Source organism: Zestosphaera sp. (genome assembly GCA_038843015.1).
Taxonomy (GTDB): Archaea; Thermoproteota; Thermoprotei_A; order Sulfolobales; family NBVN01; genus Zestomicrobium.
In genome coordinates, this window is the sequence record JAWBSH010000001.1 from 95190 (window position 1) to 110017 (window position 14828).

A 14828-nucleotide genomic window follows, 5' to 3' on the forward strand; every position below is an offset into this window, starting at 1 on the left:
TAGGTGTATGTTGGGTGTGGGTGGGTGACTCGCGCAGTTTGCGAAGACCTCCGACATAGAGCGTATAAATTTATTCAAGACGTCAGCAGAGGTGTTGTGTTAGGCTCTACAGAAGTCGCTACTGGTTCATTAGAAATCATAAAAGATGCGTCGATTTTATGCAAGAACACATTTAGAGAGTTTCTAGTTGACTTTATCCCCTCAATAGTTGCTTCTAGACCGCCTTCCCAGGTAGTAGAGAATATACTTCGCAAATACCTTGAAGAATTCACTAAGCTGAAAACCGAAAAAGGGTTTGAGGAGGCTGTGGATGAGACACAAAATATCGTAGACTCTCTTATTAAAGAACTTAATCTAGTTAGGGACTTGATAGCAGAGATAGGTTCTAGGCGAATCGAGAATGGCGATACTATCTTAACACACTCTTACAGCACTACAGTGTTAAGAACTCTTGAGAAGGCTATTAAGAAAGGCCTCACTTTCAGAGTTTACGTAACTGAGTCTAGGCCTATAGGGGAGGGCAGAGTAACTGCTAGTAGCCTGAGCAAGCTAGGGATCGAGACTACGCTGATCGTAGACTCAGCTGTTAGGTATGTAATGAAACACGTGAATAAGGTGTTGGTCGGAGCGGACGCTATAGCTGTGAATGGCGCTATAGTGAATAAAGTAGGTACTTCAACAATAGCATTAGTAGCTAAGGAAGCTAGATCTCGTTTATTTGTTTTAGCTGGGATCTACAAGCTGTCTTTTGAGACAGTCTTTGGCGAATTAATAGAGCAGGTATTTCTCGAAGATATAAACCTGATTATACCTAAAGAAAAAATTCGGGAGCTCCCGAATAAGGTAAGAGTTAGCGCGCCACTATTTGATGTCACGCCTCCGGAATATATAGACGCGATAATCACAGAGAGAGGAGTCTTAGCTCCTCAAGCAATACCAGTCCTGGTTGCGAGTCTTTACGGGTGGCCTCCCAAGATCAAGTCTTTAAAAGAGTTGCTAGATGAGGTGAGCAAGAATTGAGTCCTGAGTATAAGCTTCCTAAAGAAGTAGTAGAGATTTACGAGGGCATCAAAAACATGAGTATAAGAGGGGCTGGGAAAATAGCTAAGTACGCGGTTCTTGCGTTAATGAAAGCTGCGGAAGACTTCAAGAGCGATGAAACACGTGATTTCCTTAGATACATGGAGTACGTGGGTTCTTACTTGAGGAGCTCTAGACCTACAGCAGTCTCTCTACCTAACGCTATAACGTACGTCCTAACGAGGCTAAGGAAACAAAGTATTACCTCAGTAGAAGAAGGTAAGCAAATAGTTATTAGCTCAGCCCAAGAATTCATGAGGAGAGCTGATGAAGCTCTTAAAATAATAGGTGAGTTAGGTTCTAGGCGAATCGAGAACGGCGACATCATAATGACTCACTGCCACAGCACTGCAGCCACGTCAGTAATAGCTACCGCATATAAGAAAGGAAAAATAAATGTTGTTTATGTTAAAGAGACACGCCCGGCTTTCCAAGGCTTAATCACGGCTAAAGCTCTAGCAGAGGAAGGTCTCGAAGTAGTCGTAATACCTGACTCTTCTGTAAGGTACTTCATGAAGAAGGTAGATAAGGTCGTAGTAGGAGCTGACACCGTAGCAGCCAACGGAGCAGTAGTCAATAAGATAGGGACGTCTCTGGTGGCCCTAGCAGCCAAAGAAGCAAGAGTTCGTTTTTACGTTGCGACAGAAACCTTCAAGTTTAGCCCCTACACACTACTAGGAGAGTTAGTCCCCATAGAGGTTAGAGACCCTAGAGAAGTAGTTGATGATGAGTGGATGAAAGAAAATAAGAATGTGAAGATATTTAACCCAGTCTTCGACGTCACGCCCCCAGAATATATAGACGCGATAATCACAGAGAGAGGAGTAATACCCCCGCAAGCCGCACTACTACTGCTAATCGAAGACTACGGTACTGAGTTGAGAGAAGTAGGAGTAAATATTCCGACGGCGTGGGAAGAATAACCGCACTTAACAATGCTTTAAATTCAGAGCACTATCGTTCTTATGTTCAGCTTGTTTGTAACGTAGTCTGCAAACACTTTACTCTGAGAGCTTCTCGCGTTATTAACTACAAGCAACTTGGGTCTCGAGCGATCCACGTACTCAATTAAGCCTTTAAAATCGGAATGGTCGCTGAAAGCTACTAAGTAGCTGTTGCTCCCGACCCTCCTGTAGGGCTTCTTGAATTCCCAGCCACTAAGCGTCACGTGACTCACTCTACTATTTTCTTTGAGTCTAGGATAGCTAGTTGAGTGAGTTAAGTAGACATACCAACCGTCTCTTACAACTTCCATGCCCTCACGTGAATTTATATGGAAGTACTCACCGAACCTCATCCCGTATTTTTCAGCGATCTTAGACAGTGAGTACTGTTTATGGCTGAGGACGAAAGGAGCTATAACACCGCGTTCACGCAGAACCTGCATCACTTCCTGAACTTTACCGTAGTAAGCGTATAAGTGTACAGGACCCTTGCTAAGCAACTCATTAATCAGGTCTGCTAAGATAGTCTCAATAAAATCATCGAATTCCCTAATGTATGAGGGATGACCATACACAGCATCTATGACTAACACGTCAGGTTGGATGACTTCAGTACCCCTACCAACCTTCTTAAAGTCGCTCGTGTACCCTATAGTTGTGTTGTCTTCATACTCGACTAGCACCTGCGCTGTTCCAGGTATGTGGACAGCCTTCTTAAAAACTAGTCTAAGACCTCCTACTTCGTAAGGTTGGTCATAATTAAGCGGAACAAACAATGATGAGTCGTTAAATTCTGTCACTACAGAGAGCCACTCGAGAGTAAGCGGTGTACCAACTATCTTCTGTCTGCGTCTCACTGATTCAGTAAGTCTTACTATATGATCTCTATGAACGTGAGTCACTATTCTCTCGTGAGAATCCTCGTGCCCGTCAATAACTACAGACTCATTAACTGATATGCCTCCGTGGTCGTTCACTCTGATCAAAGCTTTCTCCAGAAGTGACTCGACACTCACTGAGTATCCCTGCCAAGATTATTAGAGAAGAGCAAAATTAATAAAAGCAAATCTGCTGGAAAATTCTTGAGACCTGATTAAGTCATTATGTAGCCTCAGATTACTGTCTCGTAGTAAGTGGCTAATACCTTTCTTAACTCTTCAATGTCTGGATTTATTGTTGGTGCGTCACCAACTACTTCTCTCACCACGTCTGGGTCTTTTAGCCCGTGCCCCGTTATCAACACTACTACCTCCTCATCCTTGTCTATAAGCTTGTCCTGAAGAGCCTTCATAAGTCCGGCTAAAGACGCTGCCCCAGATGGCTCAGCAAATACTCCCTCAGTACTAGCCAGAGCCTTCATAGCTTCAACAATCAGAGAATCTTCAACTTCTTCTGCCTTGCCTCTAGTGACTTGAAGAGCTGCTAGTCCTGCGTCACCATCCCAGGGGTATGGGTCTTCAAGACCCCAGGCTATAGTGTGTGGGTGGTCCCAGGGGCGTATATTGAAGGGGTCTTGTTTTTCTTTGAAAGCTCTGACGAACGGCGGGTTACCTGTTGACTGCACAGCAAACAACTTAGGATACTCATTAATTAGACCTAATTCTATGTAGTCTCTGAATCCCTTCCAAACACCAGTCAACAGTGAAGCAGCACCTACTGGGACAAAAACCCAGTCTGGCGTCACCCAATTCATTTGCTCTACTATCTCGTAAGAGATTGTTTTAGAGCCCTCTATCTGGTACGGGTTGAAGGGACCGAAGCTAGGTGACGGGAAGAATCCGAATTTCTCGTAAGCTAGCTTCATCATCTTGACTGTAGGGTCTTCTCTGCCGAGACCCCGCACCTTAACTACCTTAGCTCCGTAGAAAAGTAGCTGGGCTATCTTACTATAACTAGCTTGCTCTATGACGAAAGCATAGACCTCCATTCCAGTCCTGGCAGCGTAAGCTGATAAAGCAACTGCCGCGTTTCCTGATGAGGCGGTAACTAACTTGCTATAGCCGAATTCTTTAGCAACGCTGACAGCAACTGACATGCCGCGATCTTTATAGGATGCTGTCGGGTTTCTAGTCTCGTCTTTAATCCATAAAGACTTAACGCCGAGCTTCTCAGCAAGTCTTCGAGCTTTAATTAACGGGGTAGCTCCCTCATTAAGTGTGACGATGTTTTCACTGTTTTGGGGCGGTAGCAAGTCAAAGTATTTCCATTGACTAGTTAGAGGCTTCTTGCTGACGTAATCTCTAGTATAGAAATTCTTGAGTGCTTCATAATCGTAGTTTATGTCTAGCCGACCTAAGTCGTTCTTTAAGCACAGGGATGGCTTGTCCTCATACTTGTAGGTAGTGCCGCAACGAGAACAAGTGAGGTTCTTTATGTATTTTGACATACTGTTCTAGCCTCCACACAAGTAGTTACTGAAGGCTTTTTAGTATGACTTAAACTAAGCAAGATATACTGCTTGATTTGCTCTTCCATATTTTAAAGAAAAACTTACTTAATCTAAATTAAATGTTCTCGCTATACCCAGTAATTTGCTGGGAAGTGAATAGCTCTTGTGGGGCACACAGTAGTGCAGACGCCGCAACCGTAACACTTACTAGTATCGACGACAGCCACTCTAGTGTTGCCTTTAGGAAGCACGTGTACGGCGTCGTAAGTGCATGACTGCTCGCAGAGACCGCAAGCAATACATTTTTCTTCTGAAACTACGGGATTCTTAACTTCATACCACCCGGCTAGCTCGGGCTTGAGGTGCTTTAACGCAATACCTCTTATATCTTCTATGCTTGAGTAGCCATGCTCCTTCAACCACTTAGCAACACCCTCAGCTAATCTCCTGAATACTTGAGGACCTTCTAGTATGGCTTGAGTACAGACTTGAACGGCTGTAGCGCCTGCCATAACGTACTCAATCACGTCTTCAGGCTGAGAAATCCCTCCAACCCCAATTACAGGCAACTTACTTATTTTTGCTATCTCAGCTACTACGGCGACTCCTAGAGGTTTTATAGCAGGTCCCGAGAGCCACCCGTGTCCGTTAGGCCCTCCCATAATAGGTCTTCCGCTCTCTACGTCTATGTGTAGTGTGGGGCCTATAGTGTTTATCGCTACGACACCGTCAACACCTACCTTCTCAAGCTCTCTTATCATTTCTTTAAGACCTATTAGATGAGGGCTTAACTTAGGGAATACCGGGACTTCCACAACTTCTTTCAGTGCTTTAGCTGACTCAACGACAGGCTTATACTCAAAGCCCACATAATGTGTTGAGAACTCAATACCTTGAGCACCTGCCTTCACAGCTTTAGGACCTAACTCTCTGAGTTCGTGCGCCCAGTACCCTAAGCTAGCTATAAGTGGTATTCCGTGCTTCTCGGCAACTCTCCTAGCGTAAGGTAACTCCACGTTAAACCACTGCTCGGGCGGCAAGTCAGACCAGAGCTCAGCGTTTAAGAATCCATAGTATGCTCCTCTAACATTTACTATCTTAGTTACTAGTTTTCCGTTCTCGTATTTAGGCGACATTAACCCTAAATACCCTCTATTAATGACGCCCATGTGAGGTCTCGGGACTTTAGCCGGCTTAATACCTATAGTCTTAGCTACTAAGCCTCCAGCACCACCCTCAGCAAGCAACTCCATAGCTTTGCCATCTCTTGATATAGGACATGCGGAGTTCAGTATCGGGTTCCTGAATTTTAGACCAGCTATCTCAACAGATATTTCTACACTCATGTGACATCACCTAATAAACTCAGGGCTTGAGCCACTCAATCTTGTATTTAATTTCCATAGATAGCATCCTGTCCCAAAGTCTGTTTATGACTTTCTCAGAATAGTCAATAACTTTATCTAAGTCAACAGTTACTAGACGCCTCTCTTTAGTGACCCACTTACCCCTAACTAAGACTCCCCACACATCCTTACCACTAAATGTGTTGACTAAGTGTCCATACACAGTCCTCTCGTCAAGAGGAGTATGCGTGAATTCAGGCACTAATATGGTTATGTCAGCGTCTTTACCTACTTCTATAGAACCTATCTTATCGTGAACATTAAGAGCTCTGGCAGCATCGATAGTAGCCATCTCAACAACCTTGAGGGGGCTCATCAACCTAGGGTCTTTATTCACTACCTTATGAACTAAGTAAGTTGACCTCATGTTCTCGAAAACATCCATTACATACCCATCGTTACCTATACCTACAGTCATTCCTAGCGACAACATCTTAGGTATTGGAGGGACTCCAACCCCGTTTATCATGTTACTCATAGCGTTGTGCGCTATCTTAACGTCATGTTGTTTCAGTATCATTAATTCGTCCTCAGTAACCTGAACACCGTGAATAGCGAGAAACCTTGGCGACAAGAATCCTATGTCTCTCAACCTCTCTACAGGTCTCTTACCGTACCGTTCAATACTGTGGTAGACGTCAATGAGTCCTTCCTCTAAGTGCATAGCGTATATAGTCCCATACTTATCAGCCAATTCTCTAGTCTTAATCAAGACATCATCAGTGACTGTGAAAGACGCATGTAGGGTGAAAACACCCTTAACGTTACTGTCAGGACTGCCGTGAGTTTTCCTGACGAACCTCTCGTTCTCTGCTATACCATCATAGCCTTCACTCAAACTCCTCCTCTGAGTTACTGAGAAGCCTGCAAAGCCTCTTAAACCAACTTCAACAACCCCCTTCTCTACATAGTCTAATGAATTCTGGATTATGTTGGGAGCATCTAGCAAGTCCTTAAAGAAAGTTGTTCCAGTCCTGGCGAAAAGTATAGACCCTAACAAAGCACTAACGTAAACGTCATCATACGTGAGAGACTCGTCAAGTGCCCACCAAATCCTTTGTAAATTCTGCTGGAAATCTGACGGCGCCTCAATCACGCCAAACCAGGGCGAGCCAGTCAGGAGGAGTCCATAGAAATGTGTGTGAGCACACACGAAACCCGGAGTCACGACACTCCTCTTCAGCTCTACATACTCTTCGGCGGCATACTTACTCCTGCCGTCACCTAAACCAACATCAACTATCTTGCCATCCCTAACAGCAATAAAGCCTCGCGGAATAACGTCTCTCGTGGAATTCATTGTGACTATCAAAGCATTATTTATTAGTAAATCTACCTTTTCCAAGCAAAACACACCAATGAGTAGTTTATTAAGGCAGTTTTAAACAAGTATTTATATATTTCAGAGAAAACTCTTAAGAATTTAAAAAACGCTTAAGTTAAGTGTTTAGATTATTTACGAAAATCATTAAGCTACTAGATAGGCAGTATTGTAGTTCCTGAGAGACCCTTTATTACTTCGTAGCCTTTATATAGGTGACCTATCATAGCTTTCTTACCGCCGTTCTTTATGAACCTTATCGCAGCTAGTACTTTGGGCCCCATAGAACCTGGAGCAAAGTGTCCTTCCTTATAGTATTTCTCTAACTCAGACACCATTACTACATCTAACTTCTTCTGGTCTGGCTTGCCGAAGTTCAGGTATACACCGTCTACGTCTGTCAATATCGCTAGGGTTCCTACCCCGAGAGACGTGGCTAAAACCTCACCAGCTAAATCCTTGTCGATTACTGCCTCAACGCCTTGCAGAGTGTTGTCATCGTTCCTAACTATAGGTATTCCGCCACCACCAGAAGCTACGACTATCCACCCATCATCAACTAACCTCTTTATAGCGGCTACTTCCACGTTATTGAACGGATTCGGTGATGGGACTACTCTCCTGTACCCGCCTCTAGGGTCAGGTTTAAAGACCCAGCCTTTCTCAGCAGCTAACTTCTTAGCTTCCTCCTCAGTATACCAGCTCCCCACATACTTAGTAGGATTACTCCATGCCGGGTCGTCTCTCCGCACTTCAACTTGATTAACTACAGCTACAACTCCCTTAACGGAGTCTCTAACACCCTCCCTGATTAGCACGTTGCTTATTGACTGAGCTAGTAAGTAACCTAACCACCCTTGAGTCATAGCACCTGCTATATCCATAGTTAAAGGAGGTATCCTGTCTTTAGACCTCTCCATCCACTCCATTATAATACCTACTTGAGGGCCGTTCCCGTGAGTGACGACAACTCTATACCCCTCCTTAACTATCCTCACAATAGTTTCTGCAGCTCTATAAGCGTTTCTCCAATAGTCTTCAGGAGTTCCTTTATCTCCCTTGCTCTGGAACGCGTTACCACCTAACGCGATTAGTATGTATCTCTCGTCCCTAGTCAACTACCTATAACACCTCACTCGTACTTGCTTCCCATGACCATAGCCATTACGGCTTTCTGCACGTGTAGTCTGTTCTCAGCTTCTTCGAAGTATAGTGACTTCTCGTAGGTGTCTAGTACTTCGTCTGTTACTTCTTGCCCTCTGTCTGCTGGACCGCAGTGCATGTAGTATGGTTTCCCTGCTTCTTCTAGGAGGTCCATCGTCACTATCCAGTTCTTGAATTTGTTTTGGTACTCCATAGCTTCTTCTTTATGTACTTTGCCGTCAGCACTGAAGGGTGGGAAGAATCCTTTAGGACTCCATGCCTTCGGGTATACGAAGGTCGCGCCCTCGAAAGCTTCTCTCATGTCGTAAGTTACCTTAACAGAACCGCCGTAACGGTCAGCTAATTCCCTAACTTTCTGCATTATGTTATCCATTAACTCAAACCCCGGTGGGTGAGCGATCCAGACTTCAGCACCCATCATAGCAGCCATGATTGCCACGTCTTGAGGAACAGCTAGAGGCTTAAGGCCGCCGGAGTAAGCGTAAGAAACCACGAACTTCTTACCTCTCAGGTTAGGCACTACGTCTAGAGCAGCCTTAATATCAGCTAAAGACTGGAACGGGTGGAATATGTCGTCTTCCATGTTGAGGACGGGTATAGTAGCCCACTTAGCGAATTCCTCAATTACTCTATGACCCCTCCCTATAATCCACTTAGCTGCGTCAGCATAGATCCTTATAGCAATCCCGTTCCCATACCTACTTAAAACCCTAGCAACATCGCTTATAGCTTCAGTCTTGTAGGGCTCCATATCTTCTGGGAGCGTCGGCGTGTAGACGTCTTGAGGACTGAGGAAGTGTGCATGACCACCCAACTGAGACATGCCTGCCTCAAAACTATTCCTAGTCCTTAAAGACCTATTATAGAAGAACATAAAGAGTGTCTGTCCCTTCAGGTAGGGTGTAGGAACTTTAGCCTTAAACTTCCTTTCTAGGTCTCTAGCAGCCTCAATAATCAACTTTATGTCTTCCTGAGTCCTCTCCAGGTTTGAGAGGTAGTCCTGACCCTCCCAAATACCTACATACCAGGGCTTACCCAAACACGTCACCACATTAACTCATTAATAATACCATCTTTTAAACTTAGCTACATTAGTTTCAGTAAAACGTTATTTTCGTTAAATAGATAAAGTTGATATATTTTTATACGAATTCTAATTAAACATTATTTGAGTCCAGCCATTGTTAGGGCTAGGACAGCCATCTTAGTCCATAAGCCGTTCTCTGCTTGTTCGTAGAGAACTGATCTCGGGCTGTCAACTACTTCATCATCTGCTTCAGCGTTTCTGAAGATAGGCATCACATGCATTAAGACTCCAGACTTATCCATGAGTTCCATCAACTCTTTAGTGACTCTCCAATCTTTGAATTTCTCGTAGTTCTTTAGTTCTTCTTGTCCGTATTTGCTGTAACCTAACTCTTGAAGAGTTCTTGACGCCCAGTTCCTTGGGAATACGGCGTTAGCCCCTCTTAAAGCCTCCCTATAATCATTACTGAACTCTACAACAGAGCCTGAATTCTTAGCGTTCTCCTTAGCCCACTCAACGACGTCAGGGAATAACTCGTAGCCCGGTGGATACACTACGGTGACGTCAACACCCATTCTAGTAAACATTAGGAGGTCTTCGTTAATACTGCAAGGACCTCTGACGACTGGAGAGTAAGCCCACATTATGACGTACTTCTTACCTCTAGGATTAGGAAATATTTCCTCGAATGTCATGTAGTCGGCTAAGGCCTGCGTCGGGTGAAACTGGTCGTCAGCCATGTTAATCACAGGTATTTTAACGTTTTTAGCAACTTCACGTATTAACTGATTTCCTGCGCCGTGTTTGTAGTCTATAGCCTTATCAAGTATTCTTATACCTAAGCCGTGACCATACCTCTCATACATCGCAGCCACGTCCTTGACTGCTTCACCCTCCCCAATACGCGTTTCCTGAGCTCCTATGTACTGTGCATGACCGCCTAAGTAAGTCATGCCTGCCTCGAAAGCTGCTCTAGTTCTTGTCGAGCCGGCAAAGAACAACATAAAGAAAGTTTTTCTCTCGAGGATAGGCGGTATCTTGCTTACGCCATAGTAGTGAGCAACCCACTTAAACTCTTTAGCAAGGTTTAGTGCTATTCTTAACTCGTCAACACTCCACTCCTGAGTTGTTATTAAGTCCTTACCTGTTAACTCATAAACCAGGTTCCTCAAGCTAGGTACCTCATATACTGCACTCACACAAATATTAAAACAATTATTTCATTAGAGTGATGTTATATGTTGAAATACCTACTCAGAAAAACTGAGGAGCCTATGATACTAAGCAAATTAATCGTTAACGTATAGAGTCTTGAGAGACTACTCTGTTTCTCAGTCTTGCGTACGTGCTACGCAGGTCTTCAGGCATTACTTTAGTCCCAGCGATTACCGGCATGAAGTTAGTATCTCCTAACCATCTCGGAACTACGTGAACGTGGACGTGTGACTCAACACCTGCTCCAGCAACCCTCCCCACGTTTACCCCTATGTTGTAGCCTTGCGGGCTGTATTCCTGATCGATAGCCTTAATAACCCTAGAGAGAACTTCAAACAAGTCTAAAACCTCCTCACGTGTCAGCTGCTCTAACCTAGCAACATGTCTGACTGGCGCTATCATGACGTGCGCGGTGTTGTACGGGAATATATTGAGCATGGCGATGCTGTGCTCAGACCTCATCACGACGTAATTCTCTTCGTCACCCCCCTTAACTGCCTTACAGAATATACACTCTTCTGACGAGCCCCTAACTATGTAACTCATCCTCCAAGGAGCCCACAAGACTTTCAAGGCGTGCCCACACATCAATACTCACTACCAAAGAATAACTCACGTTAAAGGAATTATAAGACGAAGAAGAGACTCAGGAGTCATTAATGCCGCCACATAACCGAGCAAGTAAAATACTATCTGGGGTAGTCCGGGAGTAACCCATACTAGGTCATCAGCTTTGAGAATTCCTTTCTCCAGCAACTCTCTCACACTACTCTTTATTTTCTCCTCGTAAGTCTCATCCATAGAAAACGACGCGCGACACTCAAATAGAGTCTCTTGCTGTTCTACCGGGATCGTGAGTAAATACGTGAACTTTGAGTTAAGGAAAGAACTCACCTTCTTAGGACGCCCCAACAATAGTAGCATAGTCTTACTACCCCTAACGCACTTAAGCTCCTTATAATGCCTGAGGTTCCTTAAGCCGTAAATCAAGTTACTCAGCACCAATACTACGGGAATGACTAGCGAATACACGAGAGTCAAGTAAGTCAGTGGCTTGGGGAAAATCCTCGGGTGTGCTAGGGTCACTACTAACAAGGCTAGGAAGTCAGCCCCACCCATCATATCAAGTAACGCGAAAACTAAAACTAGTAGGGCAGGTATAGAAGCAAGCACTAGCTGTAGTAAGTCGTAATTACCTAACAACAAATTAATCGCGACTGAGAGGAGTGCCGCAGGAACCCATACATACTCTTTCACTTCTCTAGTTCTGAGGTCTGATATAGACGCGTACGAAAGAGTAGCTAAGACAGCGAAAACTAACACTAGTTCTTCAAGACTCAATACTTACTCCTCAGCGTCTCTGATTCCTTCCTCAGTAATTACGAAGACCGCCTCACCTTCCGGTAAGTGAGGAGCGTCAACAACTCTAGCTATCCTCTTATTGCCTCTACCTTTCCTTAACTGAACCCTGACTCCCGGTGCGTGAGCTAGCACGTGACCTCCTACAGCCTGTGTGGGGTCACCGTAATAAAGGTCTGGCCTAGCCATGACTTGATTAGTCACGACTACAGCTATGTCGAAAGCCTCAGCTATCCTAGCTAAGTCATGTAAGTGTTTGTTAAGCTTCTGTTGTCTGACGGCTAGAGTCTCTCTACCGGTATACTCTGCTCTGAAGTGACTTATGACCGAATCTATCACGAGCAACTTTATGTTCTCATTAGGCAGCAGCTCGTTAGTAGCTTCCTCAACTAACGATATCTGGTGATCACTGTTTATCGCTCTAGCCCATATGATGTTCCTCATAGCGACTTCAGGGTCTAGCCCGACCCCCTTAGCCATAGCTTCTATCCTCTCCCACCTGAACGTGCCTTCAGTATCTATATACAGCGCTTTCCCGTTTAGCCCGCCACGTTCTTCAGGTAACTGGACGTTGACTGCTAACTGATGACATATGTTTGTCTTGCCGGTCCCGTACTCGCCGAAGAGTTCAGTAATAGACTTAGTCTCAATACCTCCCCCTAACAGAGCGTCTAAGCTCCTTGAGCCAGTAGTAATCCTCCCTATCTTAGCTCTCTCTATCCTCAGCTCAAGGGCTGTCTTAAACTTAAGTCCTAGCAAGTCTCTCGCTTTAACAACTATTCTCTGAGCTGTCGGTAACGGTATACCAGCTATGCTAGCGAGTTCGGCCGAGTTAGCAGCAGCTATAGATTCAAGAGTCTTGAAACCAGCTTCCATCAACTTCGAAAGAACTGTTGGAGTGAGCTCTAAGTCTTCTATTGAAGCTATCTTCTTGTTTGAAGGTCTAGACTCGCCCAACCTCACCCACCACTTTTTATAAGTTATTAACTACCTATTAAATTCAATCATACGCTAAAGTTGCGTGACCTAATTCACAACACCTATTTTAGACTATCAACTAAAATACTTAGGGTGAGTATTTTGAAGACTCTGCTAATACACGCTGAGTCGTTCGCGACTAAGACGACAGAAAAAGCACTTGAAGAAGCTGAGGAAATACCTGGCGAGTACTCAGTCGAGCTCAGGAATGTCTTAGTAGTCTTCACTACAGTTGAGGACGGGGACTCAAGAAACTTAGTTAAGCTAGCGTCAGATTTTGTGAGAGACCTTAAAGAACTAGTGCTTAAGCTGAAGCCCGCCACCATAATTTTATACCCCTACGCTCACCTCTCAAGAAATCTTGCAAAACCTCGTGAAGCTCTAGAAGTGCTTAAGTTTCTTGAGAAAACCTTGCAAGAAGAGGTTAAAGAGATACCCGTGTATCGAGCTCCTTTCGGGTGGTATAAGCAGTTCTCTATCAACTGTTACGGACACCCCCTCTCAGAACTTTCAAGAGAGTATAGGGTTAGAGAAGAATTCATAACTACAGGATATAATGAGTGTTTAGTATCTAGTAAGACTGTCGGCACATACGAGCTAACGCCAGACTCAAGGTACGTGAAGACTATGAAATGGGTTCTGAGTAAGCATAAGTGTTTAGACGTGGTTGCAGCGCGGTGGAGACCTAGCGAAAGAATCAATGAAATACTAAGTAAATTCCGGTTTAAGCTAGTAGAAGATATTGGGTTAAGACTTCATAGACTGGACCCAGCCCTAATAATTGAAGACAAGCTACTTGAGTTGAGTGAGTCAATCATCAACGAGCTTAAGCAAACACACGACCTACACGGAGAAAAAATAGTAACTCAAGGTTACTCGAAAGACTCGGGAAAAAGCGAAGAGTTTCTGTGTTTCACTACAGTCGAAGACCTTAAACACTGCGTTAGTAGTGAAGCTACTTCAGACCATATTAAGACACTGATAGAGTTAGACGTTCTTAGAGAGAGGAATAGCTACTACTTCTATGAGGTAGTGAGTGTCTTGAAAGAGCCTAAGCCAACCGACTTCAGAAACTACCTAACATGTTTAAGGAAACCTCAGTTGACTGTGTTGCTGAATAGCGAGAGAGAAGCTCTCAACTTATTAAGAGACCTCTTAAGTCATGTGCTGAGAAAATTAAAGAAAATCGAGTTACTAGATAGCTTAGTGCCTGTCTTTATAGTCAGTCAAAAAATATTTGAGGAAGGCATACAGAACTCCCTAAATGAAGTCTTTAATGAGTTCTATGAGGAGTTGCTAGTAGTAGTTAAGAAAGACAAGACGCCGTGGGAACTAGCAGTAGAGGTCTATTACATAGACTCAACCGAAACACCAACACTACTGACTAAGACTTCCTTATGGGCATCTACTCACGAACTTTCAGAGCCTAGCCATAAGCACGTAGTCACTCTAGCGTCAGAATTACTGGGTCCTCTTGAAGTCCTTGTGTATGCTTTAATAGATAAGGCTCATAAAACAGAGTTAGCTGGCAAAACACCTTACATACCAGCATTCTTAATGCCTACGCAAGTTAGGATAATACCTGTAAGTAAAGACCACGCAGGATATGCAGAGCTCATTGCAAGTAGATTGCGTGACGCGGGAGTTAAAGCAGACATAGACTATAGGGAGGTTGGGTTAGGTAAGAAGATACGAGACGCAGGAATTAATTGGATACCATACATAGTAGTAGTTGGTGATAGAGAAAAAGAAAGTGAGACTGTTAATGTGAGGATACGCAGTACAGGCTTACAGAAATCAATGAGAATCGATGAATTCGTAGAATTCGTGAAAGCGGCTCTTTCGTGAGGCAAGATTTAAATACCTTTCCATTGCTGAAGCCGTGAGGGCGTGATTTATAATTGCTGAAGAAATAGAAATTGTTAGTGATGAGTGTCGCCCGACT

At 44.1% G+C, this 14828-nt stretch carries 13 protein-coding genes; 3 read left to right on the forward strand and 10 right to left on the reverse strand.

What is annotated here, in order from left to right:
- Window positions 1-24 precede the first annotated feature (24 nt).
- Both QXL29_00600 and QXL29_00605 read left to right on the forward strand, forming a co-directional pair.
- On the forward strand, window positions 25-1020 hold the full coding sequence (locus tag QXL29_00600) for an initiation factor 2B (protein ID MEM2283098.1): 996 nt from the start codon (window positions 25-27) through the stop codon (window positions 1018-1020).
- A complete protein-coding gene (locus QXL29_00605; protein MEM2283099.1) occupies window positions 1017-2003 on the forward strand; it encodes a ribose 1,5-bisphosphate isomerase in 987 nt (328 codons plus the stop codon). Before QXL29_00600 ends, QXL29_00605 begins: the two co-directional genes overlap by 4 nt.
- A gap of 23 nt (window positions 2004-2026) precedes the next feature.
- Here the strand turns inward: QXL29_00605 and QXL29_00610 are convergent, their stop codons facing one another.
- The 10 genes from QXL29_00610 to radA all read right to left on the reverse strand — a co-directional run bounded on the left by QXL29_00610 (window position 2027) and on the right by radA (window position 12862).
- Window positions 2027-3040, reverse strand: a complete 1014-nt coding sequence (locus QXL29_00610; GenBank protein MEM2283100.1) for an MBL fold metallo-hydrolase — start codon at window positions 3038-3040, stop codon at window positions 2027-2029.
- Window positions 3041-3135: 95 nt separating this feature from the next.
- The gene (locus QXL29_00615) at window positions 3136-4410 is read right to left on the reverse strand and encodes a threonine synthase (GenBank protein MEM2283101.1); all 1275 of its coding nucleotides are present in this window, start codon (window positions 4408-4410) and stop codon (window positions 3136-3138) included.
- Window positions 4411-4541: 131 nt separating this feature from the next.
- Window positions 4542-5759, reverse strand: coding sequence for a 4Fe-4S binding protein (locus QXL29_00620; GenBank protein MEM2283102.1), 1218 nt, complete (start codon window positions 5757-5759; stop codon window positions 4542-4544).
- A gap of 19 nt (window positions 5760-5778) precedes the next feature.
- The gene (locus QXL29_00625; GenBank protein ID MEM2283103.1) at window positions 5779-7164 is read right to left on the reverse strand and encodes an amidohydrolase; all 1386 of its coding nucleotides are present in this window, start codon (window positions 7162-7164) and stop codon (window positions 5779-5781) included.
- A gap of 131 nt (window positions 7165-7295) precedes the next feature.
- Complete coding sequence (arcC, locus tag QXL29_00630; GenBank protein MEM2283104.1) at window positions 7296-8258, reverse strand: carbamate kinase; 963 nt, start codon at window positions 8256-8258, stop codon at window positions 7296-7298.
- A gap of 14 nt (window positions 8259-8272) precedes the next feature.
- On the reverse strand, window positions 8273-9352 hold the full coding sequence (locus QXL29_00635) for an ornithine carbamoyltransferase (GenBank protein MEM2283105.1): 1080 nt from the start codon (window positions 9350-9352) through the stop codon (window positions 8273-8275).
- 116 nt (window positions 9353-9468) lie between these two features.
- A complete protein-coding gene (locus QXL29_00640; protein ID MEM2283106.1) occupies window positions 9469-10503 on the reverse strand; it encodes an ornithine carbamoyltransferase in 1035 nt (344 codons plus the stop codon).
- A gap of 124 nt (window positions 10504-10627) precedes the next feature.
- Window positions 10628-11134, reverse strand: a complete 507-nt coding sequence (locus QXL29_00645) for an HIT domain-containing protein (GenBank protein ID MEM2283107.1) — start codon at window positions 11132-11134, stop codon at window positions 10628-10630.
- 24 nt (window positions 11135-11158) lie between these two features.
- The gene (locus QXL29_00650; GenBank protein ID MEM2283108.1) at window positions 11159-11887 is read right to left on the reverse strand and encodes an A24 family peptidase C-terminal domain-containing protein; all 729 of its coding nucleotides are present in this window, start codon (window positions 11885-11887) and stop codon (window positions 11159-11161) included.
- A gap of 3 nt (window positions 11888-11890) precedes the next feature.
- Window positions 11891-12862 carry a DNA repair and recombination protein RadA gene (radA, locus tag QXL29_00655; GenBank protein MEM2283109.1) on the reverse strand — a complete coding sequence of 324 codons (972 nt, stop codon included), beginning with the start codon at window positions 12860-12862 and terminating at the stop codon, window positions 11891-11893.
- Between the two features lie 123 nt (window positions 12863-12985).
- On the opposite strand from radA, the gene QXL29_00660 reads away from it, so the two are divergent.
- On the forward strand, window positions 12986-14731 hold the full coding sequence (locus QXL29_00660) for a threonyl-tRNA synthetase editing domain-containing protein (GenBank protein ID MEM2283110.1): 1746 nt from the start codon (window positions 12986-12988) through the stop codon (window positions 14729-14731).
- Window positions 14732-14828: the final 97 nt, after the last annotated feature.

Coding starts and splice junctions, on each gene's coding strand:
- QXL29_00615 (MEM2283101.1), bottom strand. CDS start 4,410: ATGTCAAAATACATAAAGAACCTCACTTGTTCTCGTTGCGGCACTACC.
- QXL29_00620 (MEM2283102.1), bottom strand. CDS start 5,759: ATGAGTGTAGAAATATCTGTTGAGATAGCTGGTCTAAAATTCAGGAAC.
- QXL29_00645 (MEM2283107.1), bottom strand. CDS start 11,134: ATGTGTGGGCACGCCTTGAAAGTCTTGTGGGCTCCTTGGAGGATGAGT.